The sequence below is a fragment of the Shewanella sp. YQ_9 genome (assembly GCF_043103185.1).
Taxonomy (GTDB): domain Bacteria; phylum Pseudomonadota; class Gammaproteobacteria; order Enterobacterales; family Shewanellaceae; genus Shewanella; species Shewanella algae.
In genome coordinates this window covers 74,181-89,311 of sequence record NZ_JBICJO010000074.1, presented here as the reverse complement: position 1 = coordinate 89,311, position 15,131 = coordinate 74,181, and the positions used below count along the sequence as shown (strand labels likewise).

The window sequence follows — 15,131 nt, the reverse complement described above, 5'->3', positions numbered from 1 at the left end:
TGTGACATAATTAATGCCATATCTTATATTGGCATCTTTCATATTCCAGAGGTTCGGGCCCGTTTTGCACCGAACCTCTGTTTTTTGGGGGAATTCTTTTGCCAACAATCCTGTTTCTCAGAGCCTGGCTCGGCAGCTTATTGCTGCTTCTCTGCTTCGTTGCCAAGGCCGATGGGCTCAGCGTCAGCCCTCGCATTCATCAGGGCCAACTGGACAACGGTCTTAAATATCAATTGGTGGACAACAAGACGCCGGCCAATACCGTCATAATGCGGATGCGGATCGCCTCCGGCTCGCTGCTTGAGGCGGAAAATGAGCAGGGGCTGATGCACCTGCTGGAACATATGGCGTTCAAAGGCTCGGCCGCTGTGCCTGAAGGGGATATGATCCCAAGGTTGCAGCGTCTCGGCTTGAGCTTTGGCGCCGATACCAATGCCGTGACTGAATTTACGCAAACAGTCTATAAGTTCAACATCACCCAAGGGGATGAGCAGAAGCTGGATACCGGGTTGATGTTGATGCGGGAGATTGCCGACAGACTCACTCTGGATCCCAAGGCGCTTGCCAAGGAAAAAGCCGTAGTGCTGGCCGAGCTCAAGGAGCGCACATCGGCCGGGCTGGAAAACTATCGCAACCAGTTGCATTTCTGGTACCCCTCCAGCCTGCTGCCCAGACGTTTCCCTATCGGTGAAGTAGCCAGCATCAAGGCGGCAGATGTCGCCAAGCTGCGCTCTTTGTACCAACGTTTCTATACCCCGGAGCGGACAACGCTGATCTTGGTCGGCGACCTGGACATCGCCCGTACCGAGGCTCAAATCAAGCAGTTGTTTGCCGATTGGAAGCCGCACCCTCAGGCGGTTGCCGCAGCTCAGGTGAAACTTTCTCCGCCTGTAGTCAGAAAGCAGCCTCAGGCGGACGCTTTCTTCGACCCCAGTTTGCCGACCCAAGTCTCTCTTGGGGTGCTGACGCCCATAAAGCCAAAGCCTGATGGTATTGAACGGCGTCGTCAGCTGATGCTTGAGTCGCTGCTGAGTAATATGCTCTATCAGAGGTTGCAACCGCACCTGTTTGCCGAAGAAGGTTTCACCGATGCCTCCGTTGAGATAGGGGAAGAGTTTGGCACTGCGGTAAGGGCGCAATTGGCTCTGGCGACCCTGGAGGACAACTGGCAGGATGGCGTGGTACTGCTGGAACAGACCATACGCCAGGCCTTGCAATACGGTTTCAGCAATGAAGAGTTGCAGCAGGCGCTGAAACGCCAACATAAGCAGTATCAGCTCAATCTGGCCGGCAGTAACACCATTCACAGCCTGAATATGGCCGAGGCTTTGGTATCAATGGATGCCGAGGCCTTGATACCGATAGAACCAGCAGATGAGCTGGCCATTTTTGAGGCCTTGGCGCCGCAAATTACCCCGGCGCTTATCCAACAGACACTGACTGAGCTTTGGCAGGGGCAACCCTGGATCTATCTCTCCGGTGCCAAGGCGCCGGCCGCGGCGGAACAACAACTGCTGACGGCATATGAGAACAGCTTGCTGCAATCTGTTACCCCCTATAAGGCCAAACAAGCCAGCGAGTTTGCCTATCAAAGCTTTGGTGAACCCGGGAAGATAGTGGCCGATAAACGGGATCCCGATACCGGAATACGGCAGTTACGTTTTGCCAATGGAACTCTACTCAATCTCAAACCTACCGAGCTTGAGCAGGGCAATGTGGCCGTCAGCTTGTCATTGGGATTCGGTGATTTGCCATTTCCGCGCCAAGAAGGTTTGGGCACTCTGTTCAATAATGCCTTTATTTACGGCGGGCTGGAGCAGCACTCCTGGCAACAGCTGGCGGATATCTTTGCCGGGCAGAACATCTCGGCAAATATTGGCGTCAGTACTGAAGGCTTTGGCGGCGTGACCAATACCAATGCCGATGAGCTCAGAACCCAACTTGGGCTACAGGCCGCCTTTCTAACCGCCCCGGGCTGGCGACAGGAAGCCATCAACCTCTTCCGGCAACAAGTCAAGGCAGAGAGCCAGAGCCGTAATGCCAATCCGGAAGAGGCCTTCTGGGATGGTCTGAGCGGACTCTTGTTCCCCGGCGATCCCCGTTATGGTTATGGCCGGGAAGAACAGGTATTACAGCGGGACTTTGCTGAAATTGCCAAGGTGTTGGCTTCGGCGCTGGATAAGGGAATGCTGGAAATCGCGCTGGTAGGTGATTTCGATGAGGCTCAGGGGATAAAAGCGGTTGCCGAGACATTCGCCGCCATCAAGCGGCATCCGGCCAAGCCCCCGGCCTTCGAGCGTCCGGTATTCCCCAAGGTGCCGGCACAGAGCCAAATCTTGCACCGGGGCGCCGAGAACTCGGCGGCACTGGCCTGGCTGTGGCCGACCACCGACATGCAGAATGTTCGACGCCACAGCGAACTGATGTTACTCGAGCAGGTGATGGGCATTCTGTTGAATGAAGAGGTCAGGGAAAAAACCGGCGCCGGATATTCGCCTTATACCTTCAATCATTTCGATTGGCATCCAACAGGTTACGGTTATCTGGGGCTCTTTACTGTCACAGATGCCGCCAAGCTGAAGGCGGCCGAACAGGGCTTTGCCGCGGTCGTGGCCAGAGTCAAGGCCAAGGGTGGCATAGATGCCGATTTGTTGGAGCGGGCGCGCCAGCCCTTGTTGCAGTGGTTTGAAAGTGCCCCGGGAAGTAACGGTTTCTGGTTGGATCTGGCGGCAACGGCCCAAAGTCGGCCGGGCCGTTGGCAAGGATGGCAACAGCGCAGGCAGATACTGGGGCAACTGGATGGTGAAGCCCTGGAAGCCTTGGCTCGTGAGTATCTTGAGAATGATCGCCGCTTGAGCGTGACCAGCAGTTACGGCGGCTAACCTCCGCTCTTGGGGTTTCTCGGATAGAAGCGTTCCGGCTTGCGCTGCAGGTGTTCGAACCTGCGGGTATTTTTATAGGGCAGCTTCATAAACCCCGAAACCCCCTGGCCCTGGATCTTGTCGACATGACGGAGGATCCTGTCCAGACAGGCGCGAAACTGCGCCTGTTTTCTCGGGTTGAGCAGTCTCAGATAACTGTGGATCTTCATATGGGTTGGCAGGGCTTCGAAGATGATACAGCCTGTGTGGTGTATCTGGTTGAGCCAGCCCAGCTCTGTCATGATTTCCGCAGGCAGCTCCAGGTTTTCATCCGGATCCCGGCCATCTTCAAAGTAAGAGTGCAGCCTGGATTGATCTTCGAGTGTCGGCACATCGCCCACCTCAAAGGGCAGCAGCTGATCCGCCTTGGCCTTGAACGGCTCTGAAGGGGCGCTGCGTTCCAGGTGCAGGGTATCTTTGGCGTTGAAGAAACAGGCCTTGAAGATACCTATGCGATGAATGCCCCGGGCCAGGGTCACCATGTTGTTGACCGCCTGAATCAATGCCGGCCTGAGCTCTTCATCATAAAGCGCCAGGTTGGAGTCGATATAGACGCCTGTCTCCTGCCAATGAATCGCCAAACCGCCCACTATAGGATACTGACCCAGGCGGCCTACGGCAGCGATAAAGCCCTTCTCTGTGTCTCCCATACCGGCGAGGAAGTTGCGGTAGTACTTCTCCAGTTGAATATCTTCGGCGCGAATAGCCTCGGCATCGGCGTCCGGATGATGGCTGCGCAGAAACGACTTACGCGAACTGTAGCTGACTGTTTCCACATCCCGGGCTCGCTTCTGTACCCAGACGGGGATCTCGGCATTCAGCTCCTGTGGCAGCGGTGGCAGTAAAAGATGCTGGCTGTATCTCATACTGCGCAGGAAGTAGTCGCCGGCCTTGAGGCGGGTGAGAGGATCTGAGCCCAACATCCCCTCGAGGATCCTGGCCAGTTCCATCGGTAGACCTATGCTGGTAGGCGGGATAACCTGGGAACCGAAGCGGCTGGCCTGACCGGACGCCAGCGCATAGAGGGTGGCGGCAACCCCCTGTTCATCAAACCTGGGGCTGGAAAGCGCCCCCGAGAGTTGCTCATCGCCGATAAAGTAAACATCGCCCATGCGGGCGTTGGTATGCTGCTGATCGCTCGACATTAACTCCATCACATTGCCGCCAACCGGGCGGTTGTCGGCATCGCGCTGGGCAAATACCGCCGAGCCCCAGTCAATCAAAGACAACTTGTCTTCCTCTGGGTCATAAACCAGGTTGGAAGGTTTGATATCCCCGTGTACCAAGGGTCTGCCGCTGCGAAGATACTGCAATAGATCCGCCAACTGCCTGGCAATGCTCATGATTTCTGCCACCGGCAAGGCGCCTTGGCGGCGGCAGCGCTGATCCAGATCCTGGCCCTGAGCTCTGGCCATCACCAGGATCCCCTGGCGCCCGACTCTGTCGAACTTTATCAGTGGCGGCACATTGGGATGATTGACCTGAGACAGCATGAAAGCCTCTTCTTCCAATCTGTCCTGTACCTGCTGAGGCAGGGTGATGCGAGAGAACTTGAATACATGTTCCTGGCCATGGCGGTTTCGTCCGGCGAACACAAAACCATAGGCGCCTTTGCCTATCAGTTGCGGGTCATCATAGCCCAACTTGATCAGTTGCTGGCGGCAGAGGCGGATCCAGGCCCTGTGTTTGCGGGCATCATCGGCCTTAAGCAGATAGACGGACTGCTCTTCAGAAATATAAAAGTGCTGCAGTTCAGGTGTTTGCAAGCGATTTCTCCATTGGCACAGGCAAGGATACAAAATAACAACAAGCAGAAGCTCATTAAAACAGCAAGGGATAACAGCGGCAAGTTGTGACTCTGGGATCCAGCTCAGAACCAGGCTTCCTAGCGTATCCTTTTGGGCGGCACTTTGACCTATATCAATTTCATTGCGCCCTCCCCAGAGTAACCTGTTTGCAACAAGCCGCAGTGGCAGAAGAGATTTGGAGGCCTTATGTCAGTGCCAGATAAGCAGGAGCTGATCGAACTGTTCGAGTATGCTCGTCCCAGGGTGATACAGTCGATGGAATTGCGTCATTGTCCCCATGCGGGTTTCTACAATCCGGTGGACGACCGCTGTAACTTTTGTCATCAGGGATTGGAGTGTATCTGGATGAACCAGAATGATGAACTGGTGGATCTGGAACAGAAATCACTCGAAGAGTTGAAGCAGCAGTTATTGATTGCCGTCGACTTTGTCGACTCCAGCCTGAGCCCGCACCATTTGTCACGACGCAAGTGCCAGTGTGATAACTGTAATTGGTTGCGCAAGGTGCAGGAGACCCTGGCCAGACTGCCCTGAATAGCTTGAAAACTGATGCTGCCCGCCCCGGAGTCATTGCACGCTCCGCGGCGGGCTTTTTTGTCTGTTGCTGTTGGGCTCTTTGCAATCGGCGTCCAAGTCGATAGAGTATCAAGGTTTTCTGATACACAGGATGGATAGATGGAACCCGGATTCTGGCATGAACGCTGGCACAAGCAGCAGATAGGTTTTCACCAGCAGGATATTAACCCTTTTTTGGTGAAGTACTGGTCCACACTCGCACTCAGGGGGAATGAGCAGGTCTTTGTCCCGCTTTGCGGCAAGTCTTTGGATATGTGTTATCTGGCCGAGAAGGGCCATGATCTGCTTGGTTGCGAACTGAGCGAATTGGCCGTCAGGCAGTTTTTTGAAGAGAACGGCCTTGAGTATCAACAGAATGCCTTTGGCGAATTGCAGGCGTTTTCCAGCGAACAGATGACCTTGTTGCAGGGCGACTTGTTTGCGCTCAAGGCTGAGCAATTGGCGTCGGTAGGCGCCTTCTACGACAGGGCGGCGCTAATCGCCTGGCCTGAGGAGATGCGTTTGCAATATGCCGCCAAGCTGGCCACCTTGTTGCCAAGGGGTTGTTGCGGCTTGTTGGTTACTCTGGAATATCCGCAGGATATGCTCAAGGGGCCGCCATTCAGCGTGACTCAGGAGTGGATAAGGGAGCATATGAGCCAGTGGTTTGAGGTCACTTTGCTGGAGCAAGCCGATGTATTGGCCGACAACCCCAGGTTCATTGCCAAAGAGGTGCCTTGGCTCAATGAGAGTGCCTATCTGCTGAAACGTAAATAAGTTCCCCAGGAAATTATAATAATCCAAGGTGGAACAAGCGGTTAGTAGGAATACTGGCATACAAAAAGGCGACCCAGAGGTCGCCTTTAGTGTCTATAACCACTATCTCAACAGAGATTAGAAGTCGTAACGTACACCCACGGTGAATACGTTGTCGTCTTCCAGGTCAAACTTAGCACCAGCGTCTTTGTACTCGCCTTGGTAGTTTGCGTAGTGAGCAAACAGCAGAGTAGACTTGGCTACACGGTAGTCGGCACCAACAGTGATGTTGGTCACTTCGATGTCTGTGCCAGCATTGTCGCCCAGAGCCTTGTAGTACTTACCGAAACCGGCTTCGTCATAACCGTATTGCAGCTTCAGGTTAACGCCGTTCAGGTTGTAAACTACGTTCACGAAGTAAGTGTTGTTGTCGTCAGAACCGTCAACGATGCTTTCAGAGTTCTGGAACAGACCGCCCAGTTTGAAGTCACCCAGCTTAACTTGACCAACGGCGCGGTATGCATCGATACCACCGATAGCCTTGTTGTAGGCGATGGCAGCATAGTAGTTCTGAGCTTTCAGCTTCTTGTCACCGATAGTGGCGCTCAGAGCGTACATGTTGTCTTTGTCGATTTCGTTACCGTTCGCGTCGTAAGTCGCGTAGTTGTCTTCCATCAGGTAAGTGGCGTTCAGAGTGATCAGGTCAGCGATCTTTGGTGAGTAGTACCAAACACCGTCACCGCTACGAACTTGGCCACCCAGCATACGGTCGATATCCGCGTTGGTGTTACCGAATACGTCTACACCGCCTTCAGCTTGCTTGAATACTGTGTCGTTACGACCGGCCAGTACAGTACCGAAGTTGGTCTTGGCACCCAGGTAAGTGTTACGAGCTTTGAAAGTGTCGCCAGAACCAGAAGTGTTCTCTACTTGGAACTCCATCTGATAGATGATGTCTACACCATCAGAAATCTTCTCGGAACCTTTTACACCCAGGTGTGAGAAGTTGTTTTCGATATAAGTACCGCTTTCACCTACTTCTACGCCGTTAGTACCAGTTTGCAGTGTGGCGCCTTGGTCAGAGTTGGTGATAGACAGATCCAGACGGCCATACAGAGTTGGGCCATCAGCCAGTGCACCGAAAGAGGCTGCGGCCAGAACTGTTGCTACTGACGCAGAGATAAGGGTCTTCTTCATGTGTTGTGCTCCCTAGAACCTGAGTTCTATTCCATGTATTTATGGTTATTTAACAAACGAGTGTTCCTGGATTTGTAGCGGACATCCTGTCCGTCACAAAGCTGCGCTGATTCTTACAGTTTTGTTTGCTCAAGATTGTGGCCTAGATCAAACTTTTTGCCCCATTCTTGTGGGAAAAGCCTTAATCTGTGACCAAAATGTCCATTTCGGTTAAAAACTATTCAACCGCCATTGTTCACAAAATCAGCATAATCATCTTTTCGCTATAAAAAGATAACTTTGCAGTATGAAGGACTGTATCAGCTGGTTATTTTTAATAGATCAAATTGTAAATTAGTGATAGATGAAGTTTTAATAAAAGTGAAATTTTTCATCATAAAAATGATATTTATGTGCTCTGGTTCTCATTTAGGCACCCAATCCGGCCAGTGGCAAACTCTGCCTTATATAGCCAAGTAGCTGTCCTGGTTCACTCCATGGTGCCCTATCTATCCCTAAAAGAAGCTCTGTATTTACTAAGCCGTTTATATCCATAAGCCCAAGCAAAACATACCCGGGATATACACACTCTCTTACTCGGCTTGGGGATAGCCGGGTATTCGGCTAAAATGCCGCCGAAGATAATTGGGAACCAAGTTATGCAAGATACAGACACAGAACTGCTGGAGTCCGAAGCCTATCAACAGCGCTTTGGCGGCATTGCCCGTTTATATGGTGTTGCTGCACTGGCAGCCTTTTCCAAGGCTCATGTAATGGTGATAGGTATAGGTGGCGTCGGCACTTGGGTTGCAGAGGCTTTGGCCCGCAGTGGAATAGGGCACATCAGCCTGATGGACCTAGACGATGTGTGTGTGACCAATACCAACCGTCAGATCCATGCTTTGGCAGACACCATAGGCGAGTCCAAGGTCGCCGTGATGGCGCAGCGGATTAAGGCGATTAATCCTCTATGCCGGGTGGATGAAATAGAAGACTTTATTGCAGCAGATAATCTGAGTCAGTATCTGGCACAGGACAAGGGCATAGACTTTGTGGTGGACTGCATAGATGCGGTAAAGCCCAAGGCGGCCTTAATCGCCTGGTGCAAACGCAATAAGATTAAGTTGGTGACTATTGGCGGTGCCGGCGGTCAGACAGATCCAACCCAGATCCAGCAAACGGATCTGGCCAAGACTTTTCAGGATCCATTGCTGGCCAAGGTACGCAACTTGCTGCGTAAAGAGTATGGTTTCAGCAAGAATCCACAGCGGCGGTTTGCCGTTGATGCCGTGTTTTCCAGTGAACACCTCAAGTATCCCCAGACGGATGGCAGTGTCTGTTCCACCAAGGTTGGTGTCGAAGGTAGCATGAGAATGGATTGCTCCTCGGGATTTGGTGCCGTGACCATGGTGACCGGCAGCTTTGGCTTTGTGGCAGCCAGCCGGGTGTTGGCGCGCTTGGCGCAGGAAGCCAATAATCCCAAGCCTGAATAAACAGCACAAAACATGATCTGAGTCTAATGCAGCAGGTGTCTGGATTGTTAGAATCCAGACACTTTTTCGCTACAGATATTCAGCTTATGCGACAAGCGCTGCTCAATCGTTTCCTGCGGTATGTCAAACAGGATACACAAGCCGATCCGAACTCCCAGTCTATTCCCAGTTCCCAAGGTCAGGTGGCCTTTGCCAGGCAGTTACAGCAAGAACTGCTCGAGTTGGGATTTGATGATGTCTTCCTCAGTGAATCATGCTGCCTTTATGCCAAATTAGCGGCGAATACTGCCAAGGTGCCGGCAATCGGCTTTTTGGCTCATATGGATACGGCGGCAGATTACTCCGGCGCCGGGGTAAAACCTCGGGTGATAGATGACTACCAAGGGCAGATCATTGAACTGGAGCAGGGGGAAGCGCTTAGTCCTGAGCAGTTTCCTTCTTTGCTGAACTACCTCAATAAAACATTGATCACTGCCGATGGCACTACGCTATTGGGCGCGGATGATAAGGCAGGCATAGCCGAAATCATCACGGCGCTGCACTATCTATTGCAACACCCTGAAATTCCCCATGGAGAGATCAACCTCTGTTTTACGCCCGATGAGGAGATAGGCCGAGGTACTGATGGCTTGGAGCTCGAGCGTTTCGGCGCCGATTGGGCCTATACAGTCGATGGTGGCGCAGTTGGCGAACTTCAATATGAAAACTTCAATGCCGCCACTGCGGTGATCACCGCAAAAGGCAATAATTGTCATCCAGGCAGTGCCTATGGGGTGATGGTCAATGCCTTGACCATGGCTGCCAGATTTCACGCCAGAATGCCACTCAATGATGCACCCGAGACCAGCGAAGGTTATCAGGGCTTTTTCCATCTGTTATCCATGGAAGGCCAAACAGAAGAAGCCAGGTTGGTGTACCTGATAAGGGACTTTGATAGGGCTCAGTTTGAGCAGCGCAAGGCCTGGCTGCAGGAATCTGTGACCAAATGTAATGCCGAGCTGCAGGCCGGTAGCCTGGAGATTAGCATCAGCGACAGTTATTACAATATGAAGGACTGCATCTTGCCTGTGCCTCATGTGACAGATATTGCCTGTCAGGCGATGGAGATGGCCGGCATAACACCGGATATCAAACCTATCCGCGGCGGCACTGACGGTGCGCAACTGTCCTGGAAGGGGCTGCCTTGCCCCAACATCTTTGCCGGTGGCCACAATTTCCATGGCAAACATGAGTATGTTTGTCTTGAGTCAATGGAAAAGGCGGTAGAGGTGATCATCAATATCGCCAGGTTAACCACTCAAAGATACGCCGAGTAATCTAAATAAAGAGTTCCACCCTGTCGTCATCGGCGGGGCGGGACTCTACCACAGCCGGGAAGCGAACCCGAAAGTGTGCGCCGCCGAGGCTGGAGTCATTGAGAAGGGTGATATTGCCCTTCAGTAGTGTGACGGCATTGAAGGCCGCCGCCAATCCAAGCCCGGTGGCGCCGGTTCGTCTGCTGGTGGTAAAGAAGGGCTCAAAGATCTGGCCGGCAATCTCGGGGGCGATTCCCTTGCCATTGTCTTCGATATCCAGCTGTAGTTCTTGACCCTGCTGTTGTGCGCTGATGCTGATCTTATGGCCGGTATCACCCTCAAAGGCGTGAGCATAGGCATTGGAAAGTATGTTGGTCACTATCTGCTTCAGCAGGCTGTGGCTGCTGGTAAGCCAAAGATCGGCTTCGACCTGGATCTCCACATCTACCTGGAATTGCTTGAAAGATAGCGCTACAGCATCGGCAAATTCCTGCAATACCTGGGGTAGCAGCATCTGTTCGTGCACGTCATTGCCTTGCTCGGCAGCAATCGCCTTGAACTTCTGGATCAGGTTACTGGCGCGGGTAATGTTACTGATGATCAATTCACAGCTCTGTTGATATTCGTTGAGAATGGCATTGAGCTCTTCCAGCGTAGCGCCATCGTTTTGCAACAGTTCAACCAATTCATTGATATGCTGCAGCTGACTACTGGCAGCGGTGAGGCAGATACCTATCGGGGTGTTTATCTCATGGGCGATGCCGGATACCAGACCGCCGAGCGCGGCCATTTTCTGCTGTTCGACCATCACCTGTTGAGCCCGTTCCAACACCAACAGCGACTGTTCAAGTTCTTTGGTTTGTTCTTTGACCTGCCTTGCCAGCTCATCTTTATAACTGCGTTCCAGTTCCAACAGTCTTTCCCTGTCACTCAGAGCTTCTTGCAGTTCGTAGCGGGAGCGGTTCAACTGGGTGAAGGAGGCGCGCAGCTGTTGCTGCATCAAATTGATGGCCAGGGCAACCTGGGTAAATTCATCCTGTTTGTCCCGGCGCTTAAACTGCAGTGGTTGATAATCCTGCTCCAAATCGAGCTCTGAGCAGTACTCACTCAGTTGCAACAGGTGCCGGGTAATGGTGGCCCAAACCAGATAGAGAATGAAACCGACCACCAGAAAGGTCTTGATACCATTGGCCAGTAGTATCAGTAAGGCCTTGTTCACCAATCTGTCGTAGATTTTGGAGAGATCGGCTTGAACTCTCAGCTCACCGACATTGAAATTCTGGCTGCTGGTCTTGTGCACCAGCGGAAAGCGCTTCTCTATTACACCTTGGTCTCTGTACTCGCCGGCGGTCCATTCTTTACCACTGTCATCTTCTATGACCACATAGCTGGTATCCGGCAGTTGGTTGAGACCGTTGAGTTGGGTCTTGATAAGCCTTTCATCTATTACCCAGATACTTGCCGCCAGCACATCCAGGTTGGCTTTTTCAATATTGGCAAACTCATCGTTGATTCGGCCAATGTCACCCTTGTAATCGGAAACCAACTGCAAACCTGTGGTCACCAGAGTGATCAGTGAGCTGAACAGGATAATAGCCAGAGTCAGCCTGCGGCCGATGGGACTACTGATGAGCTGCTGCATAAAACCGGGCATTAATTTCAACTATCTTAAGTGCTTGCTGTGGATAGCTTTAAGCATAGCTTCGCATCTGACTTTCGCGGCATTTTTTGTTGCCGCTGATGGCAAAGTTCACTGAGCAATCCTGGCACTGGTTTTGCTTGATTAGCGGTTGGAACAATTTTCTGACGCTGGATAGAGCCATGAAGAGACTGAAACTTGAGGTATTGAAAGAGGGCAAGTTCAAGGCCGCTGCATTGCAACTGACACTGTGGGTGCTGCTGATAACCACATTGCTGCTGTTTATGCCAAAGTCCTTGCTGGCCCTGTTGCATTTGGAATCCTGGGTAGACACCAATGCCCATTATATTGGCCTGACACTGCTGCTGGCCTTGGCCTATATTGGTGCGCTGGCCGTCAATCTGTTGTTGGATGAAGCGATAAGCCGTTTGAGTGAGCGCCGGATCAACGAAATGATTGAAGAGAAAGTCAGGTTACTGGATCCCGCCGAGCGTGCCCTGTTAAGGGAGTTCTTCCTGCAGGGAGCCAGTGTTTTGACTCTGCCGCAAAATGAAACGCCGGTGCAGGCACTGCTCAAGGCTCACATACTCGAGAGCCTGGGAAATGAACGCCATTACGCCATTCAAGGCCCCACAGCCGAGTACAAGATAGCCATGGCTGCCCGTAAGCATCTGAACCGCAAAGTATTGCGTTTACCATCCGGAGAGCCCAGCCAGGAAGAGCTGCAGCATCTTATCAAGGCAAGACCGCAATTTATCAATGGTATTGCCCAAGTGCGGAAACATGCCGCTTGAAGACGGCAAAAAAGAGGGCAGCCACAGGCTGCCCAAGCAATACTCAAAAACGTCATTGCATTTAAAAGAACATGGAAATCAAAGCTAAGGCTTTGCTGACTTTACAATAAACATCCACATAATGTAGGAGATGATCCCGATAGTACTGAAGATAACTATCATCGACAGTAAACCTATGGGGTTTCCGAACATTAGATCTAACCAGAATGCCATCACTGAAGTCCTCTTTCTTGTAAAGTCAAAGCTAAACTAACCAAATTTGCTTCGGCCGGAGCTGATCTCGATCAACAAATGTTGTCAGAGTTGTTAATCGGGTAAGTCAGCTTGTTAAAACATGAGCTTTATCATGTTTTGCTTAAATTAGCCGGCTAAGGAGCAACGTAAGTGTTCCCTAAAGGGAATAGGATCAAAGGCTAATATTAATTACTACACTAAAGGAGTAGGGTGGCTTGGCCTGCGATTGTTCATTGGCAAGGAGCGTGCGATGCAAACATCCCGAGGTCTTTTAAAACTGATATTAAACCAGTGGCAGTTTTATCCGCTGTTGTTCTTGTTGCTTTACCCCCTGTGGAGCCTGTTACACGGCGCCAGTTATCTCGCCTTTGCTTCTCTATTGGCCGCCTTGATAGTGCTGGCTTGGCTCGGTGCCAGACAGCTGTCCAATCTCAAGCGCCTGGAAAATGCCGCCCGTCATCTGGGAGAAGGCGATCTCAGCTATCAGTTGTCGGAACAGGATGCCGGCATGTTCCATTCTGTGGTCCACGGTATCAACCGTATGGGAGAGGACGTTGGCCGCACCATTTTGTCTTTGGTCAATACTGCAGATGCGATGAAGAGTGTGGCTATGGATATCAAGTCCATCAGCGATGCCGCCCATATCGGAGTGGAGGAGCAGGAAAAACAAGCGGAATTGGCGGCGACCGCCATGACCCAGATGGTTTCTACTGTGCAGGAGGTCAGCCGCAATGCTGCCAGTGCCGCCAATGCCGCAGAAGAAGCCAGGCAGGCGGCCCGCAGTGGCGACCAAACTGTCAGGCAGGTTGTGCGGCAGATAGATGATATGTCGGCTCAGGTTGGGCAAACTCAGCAAGTGATTGCCCGCCTGGCGGAAGACAGCAACAACATAAGTACCATCATAGACACCATTTCCCAAGTGGCAGAGCAAACCAATCTGCTGGCGCTCAACGCCGCTATCGAGAGTGCCCGCGCCGGCGAGCATGGCCGAGGTTTTGCTGTGGTTGCCGATGAAGTCCGTAGCCTGGCACAGCGGACGTCTGCGGCTACAGTTGAGATCCAACAACAGATATTGCAATTGCAACAGGGCGCCGATGAAGGCGTGAAAGTGATGACCACCAGTGTCGAGCAGGCCAGTGCCACCCATGCTATGGCTCACCAGGCGCAGCAAGCATTGGGGCAAATTGTGGCTCAGATTGAAAGCATTACAGATATGTCGCATCAAATAGCGGCAGCTTCGGAACAACAGCAGGCAGTTGCCGAAGAGATCAGCAGTAATATCTCCTCCATGGCACAAGTGGCGGTGGAGAATGCCAAAGAGACCCACAGTACCAACCTCTCCAGCCTGAAGGTATTCAATATGTCGCAGGAGATCAGTTCTCTGCTTGGGCGCTTCCATGTCGACAAACGGGCGATGGAACAGTTGGAGAAACGCCATCGCTTTGTTGAGTGGGGGCCGCAGTTGGATCTCGGCATGGAAGAGATCAATCGTCAGCACCAACGTCTGGTATCCCTGATCAATGAACTGCACCGCACCTTGGAAGAAGCTTATGGCCTGGAAGCGATTAAACGCATAGTACAGGGCCTGGTGGATTACACCGCCAATCATTTCGCCTATGAAGAGGAGTTGTTTGCCCGTTTCTGTTATCCGCAGACCGAGCAGCACAAGCTTAAACACCAGCAATTAGTGGCTAAGGTACTGGATTTCCAGAAACGAGTAGCCAATGGTGAAGATGTTGCCGATGAATTGATGGCCTTCCTCAAATCCTGGCTTATCAACCATATTCAGGGCAGTGACAAGGAGTACACAGGCTTCCTAATTGCCCGCGGAGCCCAGTAGTCAGACTGAATTTTGTCCAACCGATCAGGATTTTGGCAAACAGGCTCGTAAAGCGCTTGCCATTGAAGTGAGCACAGGTATAATGCCGTTCACTCGCCGATGAGACTTCGTCGCGAAACAATCTATATGTGCCAGAGTGGTGAAATTGGTAGACACAGGGGATTCAAAATCCCCCGCCCTTAAAAGCGTGTCGGTTCGAGTCCGACCTCTGGTACCATCTCCCTGAGAGATAACAGAAACCGACCCTGAGTCGGTTTTTTTGTTTTCAGGTCAGAGTCAGCCCCGAGTCAGCCCCGAGTCAGCCCCGAGTCAGCCCCGAGTCAGCCCCGAGTCAGGTCTGAGTAAGTCATTGCGTCGGTTTTTTTGTTTTCAGGTGGTTATATCATCCGGCCCACAACCTTGACCCCATAGTTCTGCTTTAATTTCCCACAACCAAACGCTCACATTAGTAGGCTTTCTCACTTCACTATGCTGGCATTTTATTGGTCAACTAGCCTGTTGATCTGGCGCTGGAGGATCCCCTCATAATTCGGGTCTCCCAGAAGTGTTAACCCGTTTAAGAAATTCACCCTAGGGCCTGCGGAAATGTGATTCTATGATTGTGCATTCCGGACGTTGTC

11 protein-coding genes and 1 tRNA gene are annotated in these 15,131 nt (G+C 52.0%); 8 read left to right on the top strand and 4 right to left on the bottom strand.

Features of this window, described 5'->3' with window-relative positions; genetic code table 11:
- Positions 1 to 98 precede the first annotated feature (98 nt).
- Complete coding sequence (locus ACF8D4_RS20035) at positions 99 to 2,882, top strand: M16 family metallopeptidase (protein WP_392466914.1); 2,784 nt, start codon at positions 99 to 101, stop codon at positions 2,880 to 2,882.
- Here ACF8D4_RS20035 and ACF8D4_RS20030 read toward each other — a convergent pair.
- Positions 2,879 to 4,687, bottom strand: a complete 1,809-nt coding sequence (locus ACF8D4_RS20030; RefSeq protein ID WP_392466912.1) for a protein kinase — start codon at positions 4,685 to 4,687, stop codon at positions 2,879 to 2,881. The two genes, ACF8D4_RS20035 and ACF8D4_RS20030, sit on opposite strands and share 4 nt — an antisense overlap.
- A 228-nt stretch (positions 4,688 to 4,915) precedes the next feature.
- On the opposite strand from ACF8D4_RS20030, the gene ACF8D4_RS20025 reads away from it, so the two are divergent.
- Positions 4,916 to 5,263, top strand: coding sequence for a hypothetical protein (locus tag ACF8D4_RS20025; RefSeq protein WP_025010325.1), 348 nt, complete (start codon positions 4,916 to 4,918; stop codon positions 5,261 to 5,263).
- Positions 5,264 to 5,404: 141 nt separating this feature from the next.
- Entirely contained in the window at positions 5,405 to 6,061 is a 657-nt protein-coding gene (locus tag ACF8D4_RS20020) for a thiopurine S-methyltransferase (RefSeq protein ID WP_096142530.1), read from the top strand.
- Positions 6,062 to 6,178: 117 nt separating this feature from the next.
- On the opposite strand, the gene ACF8D4_RS20015 is transcribed toward ACF8D4_RS20020, so the two are convergent.
- A complete protein-coding gene (locus ACF8D4_RS20015) occupies positions 6,179 to 7,237 on the bottom strand; it encodes a porin (RefSeq protein ID WP_028780502.1) in 1,059 nt (352 codons plus the stop codon).
- A 638-nt stretch (positions 7,238 to 7,875) separates the two neighbouring features.
- Between ACF8D4_RS20015 and tcdA the strand changes: the two genes are divergently transcribed.
- Both tcdA and pepT read left to right on the top strand, forming a co-directional pair.
- Positions 7,876 to 8,709, top strand: a complete 834-nt coding sequence (gene tcdA, locus ACF8D4_RS20010; protein ID WP_037436925.1) for a tRNA cyclic N6-threonylcarbamoyladenosine(37) synthase TcdA — start codon at positions 7,876 to 7,878, stop codon at positions 8,707 to 8,709.
- A gap of 86 nt (positions 8,710 to 8,795) precedes the next feature.
- Entirely contained in the window at positions 8,796 to 10,025 is a 1,230-nt protein-coding gene (gene pepT, locus ACF8D4_RS20005; protein ID WP_071237150.1) for a peptidase T, read from the top strand.
- Position 10,026: 1 nt separating this feature from the next.
- Here pepT and ACF8D4_RS20000 read toward each other — a convergent pair whose 3' ends face one another.
- Positions 10,027 to 11,658, bottom strand: a complete 1,632-nt coding sequence (locus ACF8D4_RS20000) for an ATP-binding protein (RefSeq protein ID WP_392466998.1) — start codon at positions 11,656 to 11,658, stop codon at positions 10,027 to 10,029.
- Between the two features lie 167 nt (positions 11,659 to 11,825).
- Between ACF8D4_RS20000 and ACF8D4_RS19995 the strand changes: the two genes are divergently transcribed.
- Complete coding sequence (locus tag ACF8D4_RS19995; protein ID WP_044735654.1) at positions 11,826 to 12,437, top strand: superinfection exclusion B family protein; 612 nt, start codon at positions 11,826 to 11,828, stop codon at positions 12,435 to 12,437.
- Positions 12,438 to 12,521: 84 nt separating this feature from the next.
- Here the strand turns inward: ACF8D4_RS19995 and ACF8D4_RS19990 are convergent, their stop codons facing one another.
- Positions 12,522 to 12,650 carry a DUF3149 domain-containing protein gene (locus tag ACF8D4_RS19990; RefSeq protein ID WP_071237139.1) on the bottom strand — a complete coding sequence of 43 codons (129 nt, stop codon included), beginning with the start codon at positions 12,648 to 12,650 and terminating at the stop codon, positions 12,522 to 12,524.
- A gap of 271 nt (positions 12,651 to 12,921) precedes the next feature.
- Here ACF8D4_RS19990 and ACF8D4_RS19985 point away from each other — a divergent pair, with 271 nt between their 5' ends.
- Both ACF8D4_RS19985 and ACF8D4_RS19980 read left to right on the top strand, forming a co-directional pair.
- Positions 12,922 to 14,511, top strand: coding sequence for a bacteriohemerythrin (locus ACF8D4_RS19985; protein WP_208135361.1), 1,590 nt, complete (start codon positions 12,922 to 12,924; stop codon positions 14,509 to 14,511).
- 130 nt (positions 14,512 to 14,641) lie between these two features.
- Positions 14,642 to 14,728 (top strand) — tRNA-Leu (locus tag ACF8D4_RS19980).
- The last annotated feature ends 403 nt before the right edge of the window (positions 14,729 to 15,131 follow it).

Coding starts and splice junctions, on each gene's coding strand:
- ACF8D4_RS20025 (WP_025010325.1), top strand. CDS start 4,916: ATGTCAGTGCCAGATAAGCAGGAGCTGATCGAACTGTTCGAGTATGCT.
- ACF8D4_RS20020 (WP_096142530.1), top strand. CDS start 5,405: ATGGAACCCGGATTCTGGCATGAACGCTGGCACAAGCAGCAGATAGGT.
- ACF8D4_RS20015 (WP_028780502.1), bottom strand. CDS start 7,237: ATGAAGAAGACCCTTATCTCTGCGTCAGTAGCAACAGTTCTGGCCGCA.
- tcdA (WP_037436925.1), top strand. CDS start 7,876: ATGCAAGATACAGACACAGAACTGCTGGAGTCCGAAGCCTATCAACAG.
- pepT (WP_071237150.1), top strand. CDS start 8,796: ATGCGACAAGCGCTGCTCAATCGTTTCCTGCGGTATGTCAAACAGGAT.
- ACF8D4_RS20000 (WP_392466998.1), bottom strand. CDS start 11,658: ATGCCCGGTTTTATGCAGCAGCTCATCAGTAGTCCCATCGGCCGCAGG.
- ACF8D4_RS19995 (WP_044735654.1), top strand. CDS start 11,826: ATGAAGAGACTGAAACTTGAGGTATTGAAAGAGGGCAAGTTCAAGGCC.
- ACF8D4_RS19990 (WP_071237139.1), bottom strand. CDS start 12,650: ATGGCATTCTGGTTAGATCTAATGTTCGGAAACCCCATAGGTTTACTG.
- ACF8D4_RS19985 (WP_208135361.1), top strand. CDS start 12,922: ATGCAAACATCCCGAGGTCTTTTAAAACTGATATTAAACCAGTGGCAG.